Here is a 19,276-nt window from a genome sequence, read left to right on the forward strand (position 1 = left end):
GTCTTCTCTCGCGTTTCCTGTGAGGGCTTAGTTGTGTACGTGAAGGGGCTTGCCGGCCAGGGCGAGCATCGCCTCGCCGACAGCCTCGGACTGGGTCGGGTGCGCGTGGATGAGCTGCGCCACCTCGGAGGGCAGCGCCTCCCAGTTGTAGATGAGCTGCCCCTCGGTGACGAGCTCACCCATGCGCTTGCCCACCATGTGGACGCCGAGCACGGGGCCGTCCTTCTGGGAAATGATCTTGACGGCGCCCTGCGTGCCGATGATCTGGCTCTTGGGGTTGCCGCCGAGGTCGTAGACCAGCTCGGTGATCTCGTGGCCTCGCTCCTTGGCGACGGCCGACGTGATGCCGACGGAGGCCACCTCGGGGTCGGAGTAGGTGATGCGGGGCACGCCCGCGTAGTCGATGGGCATCGGGGACAGGCCGGCGATGTGCTCGGCGACGAGGATGCCCTCGGCGAAGCCCGCGTGCGCGAGCTGGAGCGTCGGGATCAGGTCGCCGACCGCGTAGACGCCGGGCACGCTGGTGCGGCAGAACTCGTCGACGACGACGGTGCCGCGCTCGATGGTCACCCCGGACTCCTCGTACCCCAGGCCCGTGGCGACGGCGCCGCGCCCGACGGCGACGAGCAGCAACTCGGCGTCCAGGGTCTTGCCGCCCTCCAGGGTGACGACCACGCCGGTGCCGGTGGTCTTGACGCTCTCGAAGCGGACCCCGAGCTCGTACTTGATGCCCCGGCGGCGGAAGGCGCGCTCCAGGAGCTTGGAGCTGGACTCCTCCTCCAGCGGGAGCAGGTGGGGCAGGGCCTCGACGATCGTGACCTCGGCGCCGAAGGAGCGCCAGACGGAGGCGAACTCGACGCCGATCACGCCGCCGCCGAGGACGACCACCGACGAGGGGACGCGGTCCAGCTTGAGCGCGTGGTCGCTGGTGATGACCCGCTCGCCGTCGATGTCGAGGCCGGGGAGCGACTTCGGCACCGAGCCGGTGGCGAGGACGACGGCGCGGCCCTCGACGGCCTGGTCGCCCACGATGACCCGGCCGGGGCCGGCCAGGCGGCCCTCGCCCTCGATGATCGTGACGCCCCGGCTCTTGAGCAGCCCCTGGACGCCCTTCCATGCGCGATTGACGATCTTGTCCTTGAAGGCGTGGACGCCGGGCATGTCGATGCCCTCGAACCTCGCCTTGACGCCCACGGTCGTGGCCTCGCGCGTCTCGTCGGCGACCTCGGCGGCGTGCAGCAGCGCCTTGGTCGGGATGCACCCCCGGTGCAGGCACGTGCCGCCGATCTTGTCCTTCTCGATCAGCGCGACGGACTTGCCGAGCTCGGCCGCCCGCAGGGCACAGGCGTAGCCGCCGCTACCGCCGCCCAGGACAACGATGTCGAAGGGGCCGCTGCCATCAGCCACTGGAAAGCTCCTTGTCGGATCGGTGGGCCCTCACGGCCGGGCCATGCCGCATCGACGGCGCCGCCCCGGCCTGCCCAACAGCATCTTTTCACTTGTCCCGCGTGTGTGTGACGCCGCCGGTCCCCGTCGATCGGTGGCGCCCCGCGTTCATCATGCCTCGCGCGCCGCCTGGTGGTGCTCGGCCAGCGCGACGAGGGTGCGGGTCAGTATCCCCGTACCGCCCTTGGGGGTGTACCCGTAGGGGGCCTCCTTGTTGAAGGCGGGCCCGGCGATGTCGACGTGCGCCCAGCGCACGCCCTCGGGGACGAACTCGCGCAGAAAGATGCCGGCGGCGAGCATGCTGCCCGAACGCTCCGGGTTGAGGTTGGCGATGTCGGCGATCGGCGAGTCGAGGCCCTTGCGCAGGTCCTCGGGGAGGGGCATGCCCCAGGCGGCCTCGCCCTGGCCGACGGCGAGCTCGACGAGCTCCTCGCGCAGCTCGTCGTCGGAGGCCATGACGCCGGAGGTGCGCCAGCCGAGCGCGACGATCTGCCCGCCGGTCAGGGTGGCGACGTCCACGATGATGTCCGGGTCGTCCTCGCCGGCGCGGGCGATGCCGTCCACGAGGACCAGGCGGCCCTCGGCGTCGGTGTCGAGGACCTCGACGGTCTTGCCGGAGTAGGTGGTGAGCACGTCCGAGGGGCGCTGGGCGCTCCCGCTCGGCATGTTCTCGGCCAGGCACAGGTAGCCGACGGTGTTGACGCGCAGGCCGAGCTTGGCGATGGCGAGCAGCGCTCCGAAGACCGCGCCCGCGCCGCCCATGTCGGACTTCATCCACGCCATGGAGGCGGACGGCTTGAGCGACAGGCCGCCGGAGTCGAAGGTGATGCCCTTGCCGACGAACGCCAGCGTGGTGGTCGCCTCGGGGTGGGTGTAGCCCAGGCGCACCAGGCGCGGGGGGTTCACCGAGCCCTGGCCGACCCCGACGATGCCGCCGTAGCCGCCTTCCCTGAGCGCGGTCTCGTCGAGCACCTCGACCGTGAGCCCGGCCTTGGCGCCGGTCTCCTCGGCGATCTCGGCGAAGCGGGCGGGCGGCAGATCGGACGGCGGGGTGTTGACCAGGTCGCGGACCAGCGCGACGGACTCGGCCAGCGTGGCCGCCCTGGCGACGGCCTCCTCGCCGCCGGGCGCGCCGGTCAGGACGGTGATCTCGCCGACGGGCGGCTTCTGCTCCTCCGCCGTGCGGTACCGGGCGAAGTCGTAGGCGCCCAGCAGGCCGCCGAGGGCCACGGCCTCGGCCTGCTCGGGCGTCGTGGCGGGCAGCGCGAGTGCGGCGCGGGGCGTGCCGGCCAGCGAGCGGACGGCGGCGCCGGCCGCGCGACGCAGCACCTCCAGGTCGTGGTCGCCGCCGGACTCCGGGGCGTCTCCCAGACCGGCGGCGACGACCACGGCCGCGGGCAGCGCGCCGAACGTCGGGATCTTGGCGATCTCGCCGGGCTTGCCGGAGAAGCCGAGGGCGCCGAGCGTCGCGGCGAGGCCGCCGGAGAGCGCGGCGTCCACGTCGTGCGCGCCCGGTGCGGGGCGGGGGCCTTCGGGTGAGGCGTTGATGCCGACTACGAGGGCGTCGGTCTCCACCGACCCCGAGTCAAGGGCGTTAAGTCGCACTGTCGTCACGAAGGCCGATGCTAGCCCTGGATGCCCCATACGCATAAACGAGGGTTCGTCCTACGAATCGGTTTACCTGCGCGAACGTCGATGGTGCTAATGCGTGTGGCACCATCCATCGCACGTCAGGGGCGAATGGTGCTAATGTCGCTAGCACTATGCTGCTCACCCTGGATCTGAACGACCCCCGGCCCCTCCACGTCCAGGTGGCCGAAGCCGTCCGGCGGGCGGTCGCCTCCGGCGTCGTGCTCCCGGGACAGCGCCTGCCGTCCGCGCGGGAGCTCGCCACGGCCCTCGGGGTCAACGCCAACACGGTGCTGCGCGCCCTTCGCGACCTGCGGGACGAGGGGGTGCTGGAGTTCCGCCGAGGCCGCGGGGTCTCGGTGCTGCGCCCCCCCGACGGGCGCGAGGTCGTCCTGCGCAAGGCGCGGGAGCTGCTGGACGAGGCGGAGCGCTACGGCCTGCGCCCGGAGGACGTCATCGAAATGATCAAGGAGTCGTCATGAACCACCGGTCGCGGTGCGTCCCGGCTGCCTCCCCGGCGAGCTCGGCGTGCGGTGGTCCGTCTCGAGATGCGCCGCGGCGGCCGGGTCTCAGGGCGCGGCGGCGCAGACCAGGAGCGTGGCCGTGGCGGCGATCTCGACCAGGGCGCCGAGGACGTCGCCGGTGACGCCGCCGAGGCGGCGCGTCGCGTGCGTGCGGACCGCCCAGGCCGCGCCCAGCCCGGCCGCGGACGCGATCGGGAAGACGACCGGGTGGCCCGCGACCAGGCCGCACACCAGGGCCACGACGCCGACGGCGGCCGTCACGAAGATCGCCGAGCTCTGCCGCACCGTGCCGGCGACCATCGCGCCGAGCCCGTCCGGGCGCGCGGAGGGCACGCCCGCCACGCAGGCCCACGTCACCGCCGCCCGGCCGGTCGCGCAGGCGAGCACCAGCGCCGCCGGGCCCGCCTCCGCCGCCGCGGCGACCTGCGCCAGCAGGGTGAAGATCAGCGTGAACACGCCGAACGGCCCGATGTCCGACTTTTTCATGATGTCCAGCGCCTGCGCGGCGGGCCTGCCACTGCCGAGGCCGTCGGCGAGGTCCGCGAGCCCGTCCAGATGCAGCCCGCGCGTCAGCAGCGCCAGCACGGCCAGGCCCGCGACGGCCGCGAGCAGCGGGGACACCAGGAACTGCGCGCCCGCCATCACTGCCGCCGCCACCAGGCCGAGCAGCAGCCCGACCAGCGGTGCGAGCGTCATGGCCCACCCGGCGGTCTCGCGGTCGGCGCGCGGCAGCCCGATGGGCCAGATGCTCAGCGTGCCGACGGCCAGGCGCAGGCCCGCGACGACCGGCTCGGGAACGGTGGGTGCGGCCATACTGACGAATCCTCCACGGGCGGAAGCGAGCGGGGAAGGCGGCTCGGCGCCGGGGGCCCGGTGAAGGGTATCGGGCCGCGGCGCCCCGCCAGGAGGGGCGTCAGATCGGCAGGGGGACGACGCGGCCGGCGACGACCAGGGTGGCCTCCTCCGACTCGGCGGCCAGGCCCTGGTTGAGCCGGCCGAGCGCGTCGCGGAACACGCGCCCGCTGGCCGTCGCCGGCACCACGCTCAGCCCCACCTCGTCGCTCACCGCCACGACCTGGGCCCGGGTCTGCCGCCACGCCGCCACCAGGTCGTCGCACCGGGCCGCCACCGCGTCCAGGGCCGTGCCGAAACGGCCGGGGTTGCGCCCCCGCGGACGGTCGTGCGCCGGGTCGTCCCAGGCGCCGCACGCGTCGAACACCGAGGCCAGCCAGGTGCCGATGCCGTCGATGAGCAGCGGCCCCGCCTCCGACCTGAGCAGCGCCTCCAGCTCGGTGGTCTCGATCGTCGTCCAGTACGGAGGCCGGCGCCGCTGGTGGGCGCGTACCCGGGCCAGCCAGTCGGCGTCGAGCCTCCCCGTGGGCCCGGTGGCCACGTAGGTGACGTCCGGCTCGGTGATCAGGCGCAGCTCGGCCTCCGCCGACTTGCCCGAGCGGGCGCCGCCGAGCAGCAGCACCCGCTTCGGCGCCGGCGGGCGCGCCGGGACGGGCTGCCGCGTGTCGAGGATAGTGCCGTCGTCCACCACCTCGGCGCCCCAGAACGCCAGCCGCCTGCCGAGCTCGGCCTCGGAGGGCACGCGGTGGTCCAGGTTGACCGCGACGACCCGCGTCCTGGCGGTGACCAGGCCCCGGCGGCGCAGGTCGCCGAGCCGCTGCGGCCTGTCGAGCAGGTCGATGAGCACCAGGTCGTAGTCGTCCTCGGCCCAGCACGGGGAGGGGGTTCCGCCCCGTTCGCCGGGCGGCACGGCGTGCAGGACCCGGCCGCGGTCGGGGCCGCTGACCGCGTAGCCGTCCGGCGTGACGGTCATGCGGTAGCCCTTCGGAAGGGTGGCCGGGGGAGTGACCGGGAGCCCGGCGGGGGGCGCGAGCCGGAGCACGTCGTCCAGCACCACGGCCGTGGGCAGGCGGTGACCGGCGGGAAGACGGCCGCAGGAGGCGCAGCCGCAGGTGGGCTCGGGCCAGCCGTACGGGCCCGCCGTGCCGGACAGGAGGACCTTCACCACGCCCCGGCCGGGGACGAGGGGCCCGCCGCCGTCGCGAGTCCGGGTCCGGCCTGGTGCGCCTGGAGACGGAGCGTGGGCGGCATGGGATGGCCTCCATCCTCGAAGGGGCTCGGGTCCGGTCGGTTCCCGTGGACCTCCTGGCCTGTCCCGGCGCCCGTCGGCAAGATCTGCGGCACACTCCAGGAGATAGGGTCTGCACAGCCGTCGTGAGGGCATTGGGCGAACCCGCGAAAAGGAGCGTATGGCATGACTTGGCGCTGGCGATATGAAAACGCAAATGGTGGTGAGGTTACGGACGGCCCGCTTCCGCGCGAGATCTTTCCAAGCCAGGCCGACGCCGAGTCATGGCTCGGGGAGAATTGGCGGATGCTCCTGGAGGCGGGAGTCGAGCAGGTCACGCTGCTGGAGGACGACAAGGTGGAGTACGGCGGGATGTCCCTGCGCGCGGAGTGATATCGGTAGTCAGGCATTGTGCCCCTTGTCCATTCCCGGTACTGGTGTGACCTGAAACAATCGGCCCGACCGAGAGGACAAGGGGCCCGAAAATACGTTACGGACGGGCGGCCGGGCTTTGCGTCCTGGCCGGATCCCGCTCCACGACGGGGCCGAGCACGTCGTCGACGCGCGCGAGCACGTCCTCGCCGAGCCGCACGCCCGCCGCCTTGACGTTGTCGCGCACCTGCTCCGGCCGCGTCGCCCCGACGATGGCGGAGGAGACGTTCGGGTTCTGCAGCACCCACGCCACCGCGAGCTGAGCCATGGACAGGCCCAGGTCGGCGGCGATCGGCTTCAGCTCCTGCACGCGGGTCAGCAGGTCGTCGTCCATCATGCGGCCGATGAAGTTCGCGCCGGTCGGGTCGGTGGCGCGCGACCCCTCGGGCGGGGCCTGCCCGGGCAGGTACTTGCCGGTCAGCACGCCCTGCGCGATGGGCGACCACACGATCTGGCCGATCCCCTCCTTCTGGCACAGCGGCACGACCTCGGCCTCGATCACGCGCCACAGCATCGAGTACTGCGGCTGGTTGGAGACCAGCCGGTCGAAGCCCATCTCGTCGGCGATGCGCAGCGCGTCCGCGATCTGCGCGGCGGTCCACTCGCTGACGCCGACGTAGAGCACCTTGCCCTGGCGCACCAGATCGTCGAACGTCTTCAGGGTCTCTTCGAGCGGGGTCTCGTGGTCGTACCGGTGCGCCTGGTAGAGGTCCACGTAGTCGGTGCCGAGCCGCCGCAGCGAGCCGTTGATGCTCTCGGTGATGTGCTTGCGGGACAGGCCGCGGTCGTTCTGCCCCGGGCCGGTCGGCCAGTAGACCTTGGTGAAGATCTCCAGCGACTCGCGGCGCACGCCCGCGAGCGCGCGGCCGAGGACCTCCTCGGCCCGGGTGCCCGCGTAGACGTCGGCGGTGTCGAACGTGGTCACGCCCTCGTCCAGGGCCGCGTGGACGCACGCCTTGGCGGCGTCCTCCTCGACCTGGGAACCGTGGGTGATCCAGTTGCCGTAGCTGATCTCACTGACCTTCAGGCCGCTGCGGCCGAGATGGCGAAATTGCATGTTCCGACCTTAACCACATGGTTCGAACCGACCCCGCCGGGTCACTTCTTGGGCGGCACGGGCTTGCCCCCGGGCAGCAGCTTGGGCGGCGGGAAGCGCAGCTTGCGGATCTGCATGGCGCGCATCGCCGCGTAGAAGCCGACGCCCTTGAGGTTCTCCTCCGGGTACTTCTCGGCGACCTCGCGCTTGACGCGCCGCGCCACCCAGAACCCGCTCAGCGCCACGACGACGATCATCGCCGGCCACAGGATGGTGATGGCGTAGGAGTAGAGGAGCATGCCGGTCTGCCCGCCGAACATCGGGATCGTCCACAGCACGACGAGCAGGATCAGCGAGACGGGCAGGAAGTACTGGCTGATCGTGCGCCGCGAGTCGACCCAGTCGCGGGCGAACTTGCGCGCGGGGCCGCGGTCGCGGGCCTGCAGGTAGCGGTCGTCGCCGCGCAGCATGCCCTCGCGGGCACGGGCGCGCTCGGCGGCCTGCCGCTCGCGGGCCTGCTTGTAGGCCTCTTTGCGGTTGGTGGGGGCGGTCACCGGCGAGCGGCGCCGACCTTCGGCCTCGCGGCGCTTGGGAGTGGGGCGGCCCTTGCCCGTGGTCTTCGCGGCCGCGTCGGAAGACGCGGCGGGGGAGTCATCCACGGGAGCCTCAGTACGACGTCGGAACACGACGTCAGCCTACCGGCGGTGCAACTTAATGACGCCCCCGTGCGTTATGCGTAGGGTGGACCTAGGCGACTTTGCCGCGATAATCGGGGGCTGACGGTGAGTAGGCAGCCAATGGAGTTGCGAGTCGGCGCGAAGGAGCACGGATGCCAGCGCAGCGAGCATACGGCCGGCGAGCATCGCAGCGAGCGGCAGCATAGGGCACAGCACAACCTAGAAGGGGACGGCCAACGCGCATGAGCGTGATGAAGAGACTTTCGATGATCTTCAAGTCCAAGGCCAACAAAGCCTTGGACAAGATGGAGGATCCGCGCGAGACCCTCGACTACTCCTATCAGCGGCAGCTTGAGCTTTTGCAGAAGGTGCGCCGGGGTGTCGCCGACGTCGCCACCTCGCGCAAGCGGGTGGAGCTGCAGATCAACCAGATCCAGCAGCAGGCGAGCAAGCTGGAGGACCAGGGGCGCAAGGCCCTCAGCGTCGGCCGGGAGGACCTCGCGCGCGAGGCGTTGAGCCGCCGGTCCGCGCTGCAGACGCAGATCGCCGACCTGCAGGTGCAGCACAACAACCTCCAGGGCGAGGAAGAGAAGCTCACCCTCGCGAGCCAGCGCCTGCAGACCAAGGTCGACTCCTTCCGCCACCGCAAGGAGACCATCAAGGCCACCTACACGGCGGCCGAGGCGCAGACGCGCATCAACGAGGCGTTCTCCGGCATCTCCGAGGAGATGGGCGACGTGGGTCTGGCGATCCAGCGCGCCGAGGACAAGACCGCCCAGATGCAGGCACGCGCCGGCGCGATCGACGAGCTGCTCGCCAGCGGCGCGCTGGACGACTTCAGCGGTCAGCGCGGCGACGACATCCAGGCCGAGCTGGACCGCATGGGCGGTGGCCGCGACGTCGAGCTGGAGCTCGCCCGCATGAAGGCCGAGCTGGGCCAGGGCCCCGCGCCGCGTGACGCGATCGAGGCCGGTCAGCAGGGGCAGCAGCAGGCTCCGCCGCAGCAGGCTCCCCACCAGCAGGCCCAGCCCACCCAGCAGTACCGTCAGCCGGGGGAGGGCCTGTGATCGTCCGCATCATGGGGGAGGGGCAGGTCCAGATCGCCGAGGGCGACATCGACGTGCTCAACGCCCTGGACAGCGAGCTCGAGGCGGCGATCGAGACCGACGACGAGTCGCAGTTCCGGTCCAAGCTGCACGCGCTGCTCGACAAGGTGCGCCAGCTCGGCAAGCCGCTGCCGGACGACGCCCTTGAGCCGTCAGAGTTGATTTTGCCGCCGTCCGACGCTTCGATCGACGAAGTGAGGGGCATGCTTGGGGATTCTGGGCTAATCCCGGGATAGCTTGGACATATGACTCAAACCCGGTACGCCCCCGACCGGGGACTGACCGTGCGCATGGTCGTCACCATGTTCCTGCTCGGCCTGCTCTACGTCGCCTTCGTGGGTGTCCTGATCGCCATGGGGGTCCAGGCGATCGTCGTGCTCGTCCTCGCCGGTGGCCTCCTGCTGGTGCAGTACTTCCTGTCCGACAAGATCGCGCTGTTCGCGATGCACGGCAGGGAGGTCTCCCCGCAGGAGGCACCGGAGCTGCACGGGCTGATCGACCGGCTCAGCGCGATCTCCAACACCCCGAAGCCGAGGGTGGCCATCGCCGACAGCGACGTGCCGAACGCCTTCGCCACCGGCCGCGACCAGAAACACTCGGTCGTCTGCGTCACAACCGGCCTGCTGCGGCGGCTCGACCCGATCGAGCTCGAAGGCGTCATCGCGCACGAGATGTCCCACGTCGCCCACCGCGACGTCGCGGTCATGACCATCGCGTCCTTCCTCGGCATCGTCGCCGGCCTGATGACGCGGTTCGCCCTGTACACCGGGCTCGGCCGCGACCGGGGCAACAACAACGGCCCGCCCATCGGGCTCATCATCATGCTGGTCTCGCTGGTGGTGTACGCGATCAGCTTCCTGCTCACCCGCGCGCTGTCGCGCTACCGCGAGCTGTCGGCCGACCGGGCCGGCGCGCTGCTCACCCAGCGTCCCTCCGCGCTCGCCAGCGCCCTGGTCAAGGTCACCGGCGAGATGTCGCGCATCCCGACCCGCGACCTGCGCGAGGCGCAGCCGTTCAACGCCTTCTTCTTCGCCCCCGCCCTGTCGGCCAAGGGCGCCCGGGCGGGCATCGCCACGCTGTTCGCCACCCACCCGCCGCTGGAGCGCCGGCTGGAGCAGCTCAGCGCCATCGCCGCCCAGCTCGGCAGAGGAGCCTGATCCGATGGGCTGGCTGGACGCGCTGCTCGGGCGCAGCAAGCCCGTGAAACCCGATCTTGACGCGCTGTTCGCGCTGCCCTCCGCGGCCGTGACCCTCCAGGCCGCCACGGGGGCCACCCCCACGGGCCTCGGCTCGGTCTGCTTCCGCGCGGCCGAGGGCGGGGCCTTCGCCACCCTCCAGCAGGACATCAAGGCCCTGCTCGGCGAGTCCGAGGTCGAGCAGTCCCAGGACTCCTACGGGTACACCTGGCTGCTCGCGCGCAGGCCGCCCGACGACCTCGCCGCCCTGGTGACCGACCTCCACGGCATCAACTCCTCGCTGGAGTCGGCGGGTTTCGGTCCCTCGCTGCTGTGCTCGATGGTCGCCTTCACCGACCCCTCCGGGCAGCGCCTCGCCATCGTCTACCTGTACAAACAGGGCACCTTCTACCCGTTCGCCCCCCTCGCCGGCGAGCGCAGGGACAACGCGCTGGAACTCCAGGTCCGCGCGGCAATCTCCGGCGACCTCAAAATCGAACCGGACCTCTCCCGCTGGTTTCCCCTCTGGGGCGCGCCAGGGTTGTAAAGGGAGATCAGTCGCCCGTTCCCGGCCTTAGATAGGTGGATCAAGGGGTATACCTGCGGCGATTCAGCCATCGCCGGGGGGATACAGGTGGCAGTGACCGAGCAGGGCCGTGTCAGTGCGGCGGTACGGGCGGGTGCGGGGGACGGGTTCCGGGGGCTGGTGCCGCGGGTGCTGTCGGTGTGCATGGCCGTCGCCGCCCTGTACTCCGCGGCCATCGCGATCGCCGGACCGCTGCGCAGCACGCTCGGACCGGTCACCGGCCTCATCGAGACCGCGGTCTTCCCCGTGGAGCCGAACCTCGGGTACGCCGTGTTCCTGGGCATCCTCGCCGGAGCCCTGGCCCGCCGCAAGCGCGCCGCGTACGGCGTCGTCGTGGTCATCTTCGTGCTGCTGGTGCTGGGCAACCTCGCGGTCGTGCTGTCCTCGTCCCTGATGCCCGACCTCGTGGACGAGTTCTCCCTCACCGGCCAGGTCGTCGCCGCCGAGGTGAACCTCGTGGTGTCGGCCGTCATCCTCGGCGTGCTCGCGGCGGCGCACGACGAGTTCTTCGCCCCCACCCGGCGCGCGTCCTTCAGGAAGGCCCTGCTCACGCTGGCGTCGCTGCTGGGCGTCTCGTTCGCCGTCGGGTACACGCTGGTGACGCTCTTCCCGGGCACGCTCAAGCCGGGCGACCACCTTCCCTGGACGTTGGAGCACACCCTGGGCGGGGTCGTCACCCTCGACTTCTACCGCGCCGGACGCCCGCCCTCGTGGGTCAACCTGGTGATCGGCCTGCTCAGCGCGGCCGCGGTGCTGGTCGCGTTCGCCGTGCTGTTCCGGTCGCAGCGGGCCAGGGCCGAGCTGCCCGCCGAGAGCGAGGAGCGCGTCAGGGCGCTGCTGCGGGCGTACGGCTCGCGCGACTCGCTCGGCTACTTCGCCACCCGCCGCGACCGCGCCGTCATCTTCTCGCCCAGCGGCAAGGCGGCCGTCTCCTACCGGGTGGTCGCCGGGGTGTGCCTGGCCGGGGGAGACCCGATCGGCGATGTCGAGGCGTGGGGGCACGCGATCCGGGCGTGGATGGACGAGGCCCAGCGCTACGGCTGGGCGCCCGCGGCGATCGGCCCCAGCGAGGCCGCCGCCCACGCCTACGCGCGGGCCGGGCTGCGGGTGCTGGAGCTCGGCGACGAGGCCGTCATCGAGGTCGCGGCGTTCGGGCTGGAGGGCCGCGAGATGCGCGGGGTGCGCCAGGCCGTGAACCGGGTGCGGCGCGCGGGCTTCACGCTGCGGGTCCGCCGGCACGCCGACCTGACGCCCGAGGAGATGCGTCAGGTGATCGACCGCGCGGCCGCCTGGCGCGACACTCACGCCGAACGCGGCTTCTCGATGGCACTCGGGCGGCTCGGCGACCCGGCGGACGGCGCGTGCGTGCTGGTCGAGGCCAGGGACGCCGAGGGACGTCTCGCCGCGATGCTGTCGTTCGTGCCGTGGGGCGAGGACGGGCTGTCGCTGGACCTGATGCGCCGCGACCGCGGCTCCGACAACGGGCTCATGGAGTTCATGGTCGCCGGGCTGGTCGCCGAGGCGGAGTCGCTGGGCGTCAAGCAGATCTCGCTCAACTTCGCCATGTTCCGGTCGGTGTTCGAGGGCGGGGCGCGGCTCGGCGCGGGGCCGGTGCTGCGGCTGTGGCGCTGCACCCTGCTGTTCTTGTCGCGGTGGTGGCAGCTCGAGTCGCTCTACCGGGCGAACGCCAAGTACCACCCGGTGTGGACGCCACGCTTCATCGCCTTCGAGGACACCCGTGACCTGCCCAAGGTCGGCCTGGCCTCCGTGATCGCCGAGGGCTTCCTGGCCGTCCCACGCGTCTTCGGCCCGCGCCGCTCCTGAGGCCGGACGGGCGCGCGGAGCCGGACGAGGGCGTCGAGGCCGGACGGGCGCGCCCGGCCGGGTCTGGTCTCGGGGCGCGATCCGCCCGGCCTGGCCTGGGGCTGCGGCGGCCCTGGGATTGGTCAAGTTCCCGCCGCGTGCGGAGGCGGCGCGCCGGAGCGGCGCGCCCTTGGTGGTGCCATGTGCTTCATGACTGTGCTCGTGATGCTCGTGACCCGCGTGACCAGACTGAGTGTCGTGCTGGCGGCCGCCGGCGCCGTCTTCGCGGGGGCGCAGGCGGCGCACGCGGCTCCCGGCCCCGCCGCTTCGACGGCCCCCGCGGCGTCCGCCGCCGGTGAACCCGCCGAGGTGGGCGTCGTGGGCCGGGGGAGCGTCCAGGCCACGCCGGACCTGATGCGGGTCAACGTCGGCGTGGAGTTGCGACGGGACAAGGCCGGCGCGGCGTTCGCGGCCGTGAAGGAGGGCGCCGCCAAGCTCACCGACGCCCTCCTCGCCGCGGGCGTGGCCCCGCGGGACGTGCGGACCAACGACCTGTCCCTCGGCGCGGAGTACCAGAAGTACCCGAAGTTGGTCGGGTACCGCGCCTCGCAGGGCATGGAGGCGCTGGTCCGCGACCTGTCGAAGGCCGACGCCGTCATCGACGCCGTGGCCGCCGCGGGCGAGGAGGTGCGGCTGAGCGGGGTCTCCTTCGAGATCTCCCGGTCCCAGGCCCTGCTCAAGGAGGCCCGCGCGGCCGCCTACCGCGACGCGCAGGCCAAGGCCGAGCAGTACGCCGCCCTGACCGGCAGACGCGTCGGCCGCGTCATGAAGCTGGAGGAGGAGGGCGACAGCGGCCCTCCGCGCTTCACGATGGCCGAGAAGTCCTCCATCAGCCCCGGTCAGGGCACGGTGACCATCATCGTCCGGGCGATCTACGAGCTCGTGTGACCCGCCCGGTCAGGGGAGTGCGAGCATGCGGTCGAGGGCGAGCTTGGCCCAGTACGTCGTCTCCGGGTCCACGGTGATCTGGTTGACGACCTGGCCCTCGACCAGGGACTCCAGCGCCCAGACCAGGTGCGGCAGGTCGATGCGGTTCATCGTCGAGCAGTAGCACACCGTGCGGTCCAGGAAGGTCACGGTCTTGTCGGGGTGCTCGGCCGCGAGCCGCTTGACCAGGTTGAGCTCGGTGCCGACCGCCCACGCCGACCCGGCCGGGGCCTTCTCCAGCGTCTTGATGATGTACTCGGTCGACCCGACGTGGTCGGCCTTGGTGACCACCTCGTGCCGGCACTCCGGGTGGACCAGCACGTTGACGCCGGGGATGCGCGTCCGCACGTCGTCCACGCACTGCTCGGTGAACCGCCCGTGCACCGAGCAGTGCCCGCGCCAGAGGATCATCTTGGCGTCCCTGAGCTGCTGATCGGTGAGGCCGCCGTTCGGGCGGTGCGGGTTGTAGACGACGCAGTCGTCCAGCGAGAGGCCCATCTCCAGGACGGCCGTGTTGCGCCCGAGGTGCTGGTCGGGCAGGAACAGCACCTTCCTGTCGTCCCCCTGCTCGAAGGCCCAGGTGAGCGCGCGCCGCGCGTTGGAGGACGTGCACACGGCGCCGCCCTTGCGCCCGCAGAACGCCTTGATGTCGGCCGAGGAGTTCATGTACGTGATCGGGACGGTGACGTCCGCGAGCCCGAGATCGGACAGGACGTCCCAGGCCTCCTCGACCTGGTCGAACGTCGCCATGTCGGCCATGGAGCACCCGGCGGCCATGTCGGGGAGGATCACCCGCTGGTCGTCGCCTGTCAGGATGTCCGCCGACTCGGCCATGAAGTGGACGCCGCAGAAGACGATGTACTCGGCCTCGGGACGGGCGGCCGCCTCCCTGGCCAGCTTGAAGGAGTCGCCGGTCACGTCGGCGAACCGGATGACCTCGTCGCGCTGGTAGTGGTGGCCGAGCACGAACAGCCGGTCGCCCAGGGCGGCCTTGGCCTTCACCGCGCGCGCCACGAGATCGGGATCGGACGCCGGGGGCAGCTCGCCGGGACAGTCGACGCCGCGCTCGCTGTGCGGGTCGGTGCCCTGGCCGAGGACGAAGAGAGGGATCCCGGTGTCGAGAGTTGTCACGGCTGTACACCTCATGTGGGGACTTATCGTCTAGTTGACGACTAATCATGACACATGGCGGCGTCCCGGTATTCCCGAGGGGTGGGGAGTTCGGAGCGCGAGACAGGAATGTGTAGTGGTCCCCCGGTGTTGGTAGCGTCTGAGTGAGACCTCAGAACAAGGCCACCGTCCCCCCAGGGGGCGTTGGGGCAGACGGGGAGTCAACAGATGACGGTTGAGAGCAGCGAGACCACGCAGCAGGGCTTGGTCCTGACCGACGCGGCCGCGGCCAAGGTGCGCAGCCTGCTGGAACAGCAGGGTGAGGAGGGCCTCCAGCTCCGTGTCGCGGTGCAGCCGGGCGGCTGCTCCGGCCTGCGCTATCAGCTCTTCTTCGACGACCGTTCGATGGACGGGGACGTCGTCTCCGACTTCGGCGGCGTCAGTGTCGTCACCGACCGCATGAGCGCTCCGTACCTCATGGGCGCCACGGTCGACTTCGTCGACACGATCGAGAAGCAGGGCTTCACGATCGACAACCCGAACGCCACGGGTTCCTGCGCCTGCGGCGACTCGTTCAACTAGGCAACGGGCCGCCACCACCCCGCCCGCAGGTTCGACGCCGGGCGGGGTTCAGGCATGCCCGGGGGTTCGCGTCCCGCATGCCTGCTCGCATCACACCCCGAGGACGGCGAGCCGAGCGTGCCCGGGGCCGGCGAGGCGGACGTGCCCGAGGCCCGGCGAGCGCCCGGCGAGGCCACCCCACCCGGGACGGGCGCGAGGTCGCTCCGTACTTCTGGGAGCTCTAGGGGTCGCCACGTCCCCGCAGGTGACCAATGCCACAACTTCGGCGCGAGCCGCCGGGGACGGGCCGATCAAGATCGCCGGCGGCACGGTCGTATCGCTATGGCCGGTGTTTCCGTGTCATATTCTTGGCGGGCTCAACGAGGCTGACCGACGCCGACCGTGGCCGACGGCCGTGGCTGACAACGAGGAGAGCGACCCGTGCGCATCGCCGTCACCGGCTCCATCGCGACCGACCATCTGATGACGTTCCCGGGCAGCTTCGGCGAACAGCTCATCGCCGAGCAGCTCGACCGCGTCTCACTGTCCTTCCTCGTCGACGATCTGCAGATCCGGCGTGGCGGTGCGGCGGCCAACATCGCGTTCGGCATGGGCTGCCTGGGCCAGAAGCCGATCCTGGTGGGCGCGGTGGGCGACGACTTCGCCGACTACCGCTCCTGGCTGGAGCGCCACGGCGTCGACTGCCACTCGGTGCACGTCTCCGAGACGCGCCACACGGCCCGGTTCCTGTGCACCACCGACGAGCACCACAACCAGATCGCGTCCTTCTACACCGGCGCGATGGCCGAGGCGCGCGAGATCGAGCTCAAGCCCGTCGCCGACCGCGTGGACGGCCTCGACCTGGTGCTGATCAGCCCGAACGACCCCGACGCGATGTTCCGGCACACCGAGGAGTGCCGCCGGCGCGGCATCCCCTTCGGGGCCGACCCCTCCCAGCAGCTCGCCCGCATGGGCGGCGACGAGATCAAGTCGCTGATCGAGGGCGCGGCCTACCTCTTCACCAACGACTACGAGAAGGCCCTGGTCGAGCAGAAGACCGGCTGGTCGGACGAAGAGGTGCTGGACCGGGTCGGCGTACGGGTCACCACCCTCGGCCCGAAGGGCGCGCGCATCGACCGCAAGGGCGAGCCGTCCATCCACGTCCCCCCGGCCCCCGAGCAGGGCAAGGTCGACCCGACCGGCGTCGGCGACGCCTTCCGCGCGGGCTTCCTGTCGGCCCTCGCCTGGGGCGTGTCGCCGGAGCGCTGCGGCCAGGTGGGCAACCTCGTCGCCACCCACGTGCTCGAAGAGGTCGGCGGCCAGGAGTACAAGCTCGGCAAGCAGGGCTTCCTGGACCGCTTCTCGGCGTCCTACGGCACCGAGGCCGCCGCCGAGATCGCCCCGCACCTGAACTGCCACTACGCCTGACCTTTGCCTATGGCCTCGCTCCGCTCGGCGTGTCCGGGCGCGCCCCGAACGGGCCTATGGCCGCGCCTCAGGAACTGGAGTTCGGGGCGGCTTGGAGGTGGCCCGGTCGCCTCGAACACGCCGCCCCGGAGACGCGGCCATAGGTAGGGCCATGGGCACCGCTTTCAGTAGTTGCGCCGCACGTGGATGGCCCAGCCCCCCTGGGGAAGCTCGTAGCTCCCCACATGGTGGTGGGACTTCAGGCGGCACCACGCGGGGACGTCGGTGAACGCCGCGGGGTCGTCGGCGAGCACGGCGACGGTCGCGTTCATCGGCACGTCGTTGATCTGCTGCGCCAGCATGATGATCGGAATCGGGCACTTGCGCCCGAGCGCGTCGATCGTCAGCGCCGCCTCGGGCGGCGCGGCCGGCTCCTGGCGCGGAGCCTCCCCGGCGTCCCGCCGCCTGGTCGTCACGACCGCGACCTTCCCCGGGCGGGCGACCCGTGGCCGCTCACGGGGACTCGACCCCGACGGCGGCGCGGACGCGCCGGACGATGTCCGGGAGGACGGCAAGGAACCGGTCGACGTCCGCCTCGGACGCGTTCCAGGGCAGGGACACCCTCACGTTCCCGTGCGTGAGCACTCCCATGGCCTCCAATACGTGTGATGGTCGTAGCGTACTCGCCGTGCACGAACTGCCGGATGATACGGCGAACCCGGACCTATCCAACTCAGTAAGTATCGCCTCACCCGCCACGTAAAGGCATGAAAACGTGACGATGTGCGGCACCCGCTCGACCGGGTCGCCGACCACCTCGACGTCGGGCACCAGCCGGGGCACGGCCTCGCGTACGCGGTCGACCAGCGCCGACAGCCGCGCGTTGTCCCGCTCGGCGTCGGCCACGCGCGCCCTCAGCGCCGCCACCGCCGCCACGATGGCCGGGACGTTCTCGAAGCCCGGCACCCGGCGCCGCTCCCGCTCGTCCTCCGGCAGCGGCGAGCGCCATCGCGTGCCCTTGCGCACCGCCAGCACCCCCACACCGGCCGGACCGCCCCACTTGTGGGCGCTGCCCGCCAGCACCGACCACCCGGGCGGGACGGGCAGCCGCCCGAGCGTCTGCGCCGCGTCCACGAGCAGTGGCACCCCGGCCGCCCGGCACGCCTCGGCCGCCCGCGCCACAGGCTGGAGCGTGCCGACCTCGTGGTTGGCCGTCTGCAGGCAGGCCAGCGCCGTGCCCTCGCGCGCCACGGCCGCCGCGAACTCCTCCGGGTCGACCCGCCCGGTCATCCCGACCCCGACGACGTCCATCTCGCCGCCCTCGCGCTCATGGACGGCCCCCGCCTGCAGCACGCTGGAATGCTCCACGGCGCCGGCGACCATGCGGCGTCCCGCGCGGCGGCGGCCCAGAAGCGTCCCGAGCACCCCGAGGTGGATCGCCTGGGTGCCGGAGGAGGTGAAGGACACCTCGTCCGGCCGCGCGCCGATCACCTCGGCGGCCTCCTCACGCGCCCGCTCCAGCAGCATGCGCGAGCGCCGCGCCGCGCCGTACAGCCGGGCGGGGTCGGCCGCGTCGAGGGCGCCGATCAGCGCCTCACGCGCGGCGGGGTGCAGGGGTTCGGTGGAGGCCGCGTCGAAGTACGCCACGCGTTCATGGTCGCACCAGCCCGCGAAACGGGCATCGGTGGGCCTGGGCGCGGGGGGAGCGAGGGACACGCGGGCGGCCGGCGGCGACGTGCCCGGCACGTTGACGGGGGCTGAGAGGGAGGGCGGGCCCAGTGCGCGCTAATGTGTCCCCCAGCGTGACGTGAGACAACTTAGAACGCGAATCCCGTTTGAGATCGTGAATCTGGAAACGACCGCCCAGGAGGGGGACTCTTGGGCTTTATCTGTGGAGTAGGCGATCCGTGAGTCCGACCCGCCGTTCTACACGGCGCCCGTTGGCCCGCAGGGTGCCGCGCGCCGCCGCTCTGGCGGTGCTGCTGGTGTCCCTGACGGCGTGTGGAGGGCCTGGCACGTGGTCCCGTGCCGGCATGCCCGAGGGTGCCACCAAGGAGGCCGGCATCATCCAGAATCTCTGGAACGGTGCCTGGATCGCCTCCCTCGCTGTAGGTGTCGTCGTTTGGGGCCTGATCCTCTGGGCCTGCGCGTTCCACCGCAAGCGGAAGAACTCGCCCGACGCGCTGCCGCCCCAGGTGCGCTACAACCTGCCGATCGAGATCCTCTACACGACGGTCCCGATCATCATGGTGGCGGTGTTCTTCTACTTCACCGCGCGTGACGAGAACGCGATCGTCGCGGTGTCGAAGAACCCCGACGTCAAGGTCAAGGTCGAGGGCTTCCAGTGGAGCTGGCGCTTCACCAGCGAGTACAACGGCAAGACCGTCAGCGTCGTCGGCACGCCCGCCAAGAGGCCCGAGCTGGTGCTCCCGGTGGACAAGAAGGTGCAGTTCGACCTCGTCTCGCCGGACGTGAACCACTCGTTCTGGGTTCCCGCGTTCCTGTTCAAGCGTGACGTCATCCCTGGGGTCAAGAACGTTTTCGACGTCCAGACGCTCAACAAGCCCGGCACCTTCGCCGGGCGCTGCGCCGAGCTCTGCGGCGTCGACCACAGCCGCATGCTGTTCACGGTCAAGCTGGTGCCCCAGGACCAATACGACACGTACGTCAACCAGGCTGGGAGTGCCCAGTGACCTCCGCAAGCGAACCGATCTACG

At 71.5% G+C, this 19,276-nt stretch carries 20 protein-coding genes; 11 read left to right on the forward strand and 9 right to left on the reverse strand.

Annotated elements, in window-relative coordinates; genetic code table 11:
• Nucleotides 1-27: 27 nt before the first annotated feature.
• Both lpdA and DQ384_RS24285 read right to left on the reverse strand, forming a co-directional pair.
• Nucleotides 28-1,407: a dihydrolipoyl dehydrogenase gene (lpdA, locus tag DQ384_RS24280; RefSeq protein ID WP_114031165.1), complete on the reverse strand. Its 1,380-nt coding sequence runs from the start codon at nt 1,405-1,407 to the stop codon at nt 28-30.
• Between the two features lie 150 nt (nt 1,408-1,557).
• The gene (locus tag DQ384_RS24285; protein ID WP_245966733.1) at nt 1,558-3,060 is read right to left on the reverse strand and encodes a leucyl aminopeptidase; all 1,503 of its coding nucleotides are present in this window, start codon (nt 3,058-3,060) and stop codon (nt 1,558-1,560) included.
• A gap of 149 nt (nt 3,061-3,209) precedes the next feature.
• On the opposite strand from DQ384_RS24285, the gene DQ384_RS24290 reads away from it, so the two are divergent.
• A complete protein-coding gene (locus DQ384_RS24290) occupies nt 3,210-3,557 on the forward strand; it encodes a GntR family transcriptional regulator (protein ID WP_181871380.1) in 348 nt (115 codons plus the stop codon).
• An 87-nt stretch (nt 3,558-3,644) separates the two neighbouring features.
• Here the strand turns inward: DQ384_RS24290 and DQ384_RS24295 are convergent, their stop codons facing one another.
• On the reverse strand, nt 3,645-4,412 hold the full coding sequence (locus DQ384_RS24295; protein ID WP_114031167.1) for an adenosylcobinamide-GDP ribazoletransferase: 768 nt from the start codon (nt 4,410-4,412) through the stop codon (nt 3,645-3,647).
• Between the two features lie 100 nt (nt 4,413-4,512).
• Nucleotides 4,513-5,619 carry a bifunctional adenosylcobinamide kinase/adenosylcobinamide-phosphate guanylyltransferase gene (locus tag DQ384_RS24300; protein WP_245966734.1) on the reverse strand — a complete coding sequence of 369 codons (1,107 nt, stop codon included), beginning with the start codon at nt 5,617-5,619 and terminating at the stop codon, nt 4,513-4,515.
• A 246-nt stretch (nt 5,620-5,865) separates the two neighbouring features.
• Here DQ384_RS24300 and DQ384_RS24305 point away from each other — a divergent pair, with 246 nt between their 5' ends.
• The gene (locus DQ384_RS24305) at nt 5,866-6,072 is read left to right on the forward strand and encodes a hypothetical protein (protein WP_114031168.1); all 207 of its coding nucleotides are present in this window, start codon (nt 5,866-5,868) and stop codon (nt 6,070-6,072) included.
• 97 nt (nt 6,073-6,169) lie between these two features.
• Here DQ384_RS24305 and DQ384_RS24310 read toward each other — a convergent pair whose 3' ends face one another.
• Both DQ384_RS24310 and DQ384_RS24315 read right to left on the reverse strand, forming a co-directional pair.
• Nucleotides 6,170-7,168: an aldo/keto reductase family protein gene (locus DQ384_RS24310; protein WP_114031169.1), complete on the reverse strand. Its 999-nt coding sequence runs from the start codon at nt 7,166-7,168 to the stop codon at nt 6,170-6,172.
• A 41-nt stretch (nt 7,169-7,209) separates the two neighbouring features.
• Nucleotides 7,210-7,806: a DUF3043 domain-containing protein gene (locus tag DQ384_RS24315; RefSeq protein ID WP_245966735.1), complete on the reverse strand. Its 597-nt coding sequence runs from the start codon at nt 7,804-7,806 to the stop codon at nt 7,210-7,212.
• A 260-nt stretch (nt 7,807-8,066) separates the two neighbouring features.
• On the opposite strand from DQ384_RS24315, the gene DQ384_RS24320 reads away from it, so the two are divergent.
• The 6 genes from DQ384_RS24320 (at nt 8,067) to DQ384_RS24345 (ending at nt 13,442) form a co-directional block, all read left to right on the forward strand.
• Nucleotides 8,067-8,891, forward strand: coding sequence for a PspA/IM30 family protein (locus DQ384_RS24320; protein ID WP_220183114.1), 825 nt, complete (start codon nt 8,067-8,069; stop codon nt 8,889-8,891).
• The gene (gene pspAA, locus DQ384_RS24325) at nt 8,888-9,166 is read left to right on the forward strand and encodes a PspA-associated protein PspAA (protein WP_114031172.1); all 279 of its coding nucleotides are present in this window, start codon (nt 8,888-8,890) and stop codon (nt 9,164-9,166) included. Before DQ384_RS24320 ends, pspAA begins: the two co-directional genes overlap by 4 nt.
• Nucleotides 9,167-9,175: 9 nt before the next feature.
• A complete protein-coding gene (gene htpX, locus DQ384_RS24330; RefSeq protein WP_114031173.1) occupies nt 9,176-10,087 on the forward strand; it encodes a zinc metalloprotease HtpX in 912 nt (303 codons plus the stop codon).
• 4 nt (nt 10,088-10,091) lie between these two features.
• Nucleotides 10,092-10,652 (forward strand): PspA-associated protein PspAB, encoded by a 561-nt coding sequence (gene pspAB / locus DQ384_RS24335; protein WP_114031174.1) that lies wholly within the window; start codon nt 10,092-10,094, stop codon nt 10,650-10,652.
• An 87-nt stretch (nt 10,653-10,739) separates the two neighbouring features.
• Nucleotides 10,740-12,515, forward strand: coding sequence for a phosphatidylglycerol lysyltransferase domain-containing protein (locus DQ384_RS24340; protein ID WP_245966737.1), 1,776 nt, complete (start codon nt 10,740-10,742; stop codon nt 12,513-12,515).
• 189 nt (nt 12,516-12,704) lie between these two features.
• Nucleotides 12,705-13,442, forward strand: a complete 738-nt coding sequence (locus DQ384_RS24345) for an SIMPL domain-containing protein (RefSeq protein WP_181871382.1) — start codon at nt 12,705-12,707, stop codon at nt 13,440-13,442.
• A 9-nt stretch (nt 13,443-13,451) separates the two neighbouring features.
• Here DQ384_RS24345 and nadA read toward each other — a convergent pair whose 3' ends face one another.
• Entirely contained in the window at nt 13,452-14,612 is a 1,161-nt protein-coding gene (gene nadA / locus DQ384_RS24350; RefSeq protein WP_425451514.1) for a quinolinate synthase NadA, read from the reverse strand.
• A 207-nt stretch (nt 14,613-14,819) separates the two neighbouring features.
• On the opposite strand from nadA, the gene erpA reads away from it, so the two are divergent.
• Complete coding sequence (gene erpA / locus DQ384_RS24355) at nt 14,820-15,173, forward strand: iron-sulfur cluster insertion protein ErpA (protein WP_114031177.1); 354 nt, start codon at nt 14,820-14,822, stop codon at nt 15,171-15,173.
• A gap of 420 nt (nt 15,174-15,593) precedes the next feature.
• Nucleotides 15,594-16,580, forward strand: coding sequence for a carbohydrate kinase family protein (locus tag DQ384_RS24360; protein WP_114031178.1), 987 nt, complete (start codon nt 15,594-15,596; stop codon nt 16,578-16,580).
• A 164-nt stretch (nt 16,581-16,744) separates the two neighbouring features.
• Here DQ384_RS24360 and DQ384_RS24365 read toward each other — a convergent pair whose 3' ends face one another.
• Together DQ384_RS24365 and DQ384_RS24370 are read right to left on the reverse strand one after the other, a co-directional pair.
• Nucleotides 16,745-17,035 carry a sulfurtransferase TusA family protein gene (locus DQ384_RS24365; RefSeq protein WP_425451515.1) on the reverse strand — a complete coding sequence of 97 codons (291 nt, stop codon included), beginning with the start codon at nt 17,033-17,035 and terminating at the stop codon, nt 16,745-16,747.
• Between the two features lie 37 nt (nt 17,036-17,072).
• Complete coding sequence (locus DQ384_RS24370; RefSeq protein ID WP_114031179.1) at nt 17,073-18,206, reverse strand: cysteine desulfurase family protein; 1,134 nt, start codon at nt 18,204-18,206, stop codon at nt 17,073-17,075.
• Nucleotides 18,207-18,511: 305 nt separating this feature from the next.
• Between DQ384_RS24370 and ctaC the strand changes: the two genes are divergently transcribed.
• Nucleotides 18,512-19,252 (forward strand): aa3-type cytochrome oxidase subunit II, encoded by a 741-nt coding sequence (ctaC, locus tag DQ384_RS24375; RefSeq protein ID WP_484378259.1) that lies wholly within the window; start codon nt 18,512-18,514, stop codon nt 19,250-19,252.
• Nucleotides 19,253-19,276 lie beyond the last annotated feature (24 nt).

Source organism: Sphaerisporangium album, assembly GCF_003323745.1.
In the GTDB taxonomy this organism is placed as follows: domain Bacteria; phylum Actinomycetota; class Actinomycetes; order Streptosporangiales; family Streptosporangiaceae; genus Sphaerisporangium; species Sphaerisporangium album.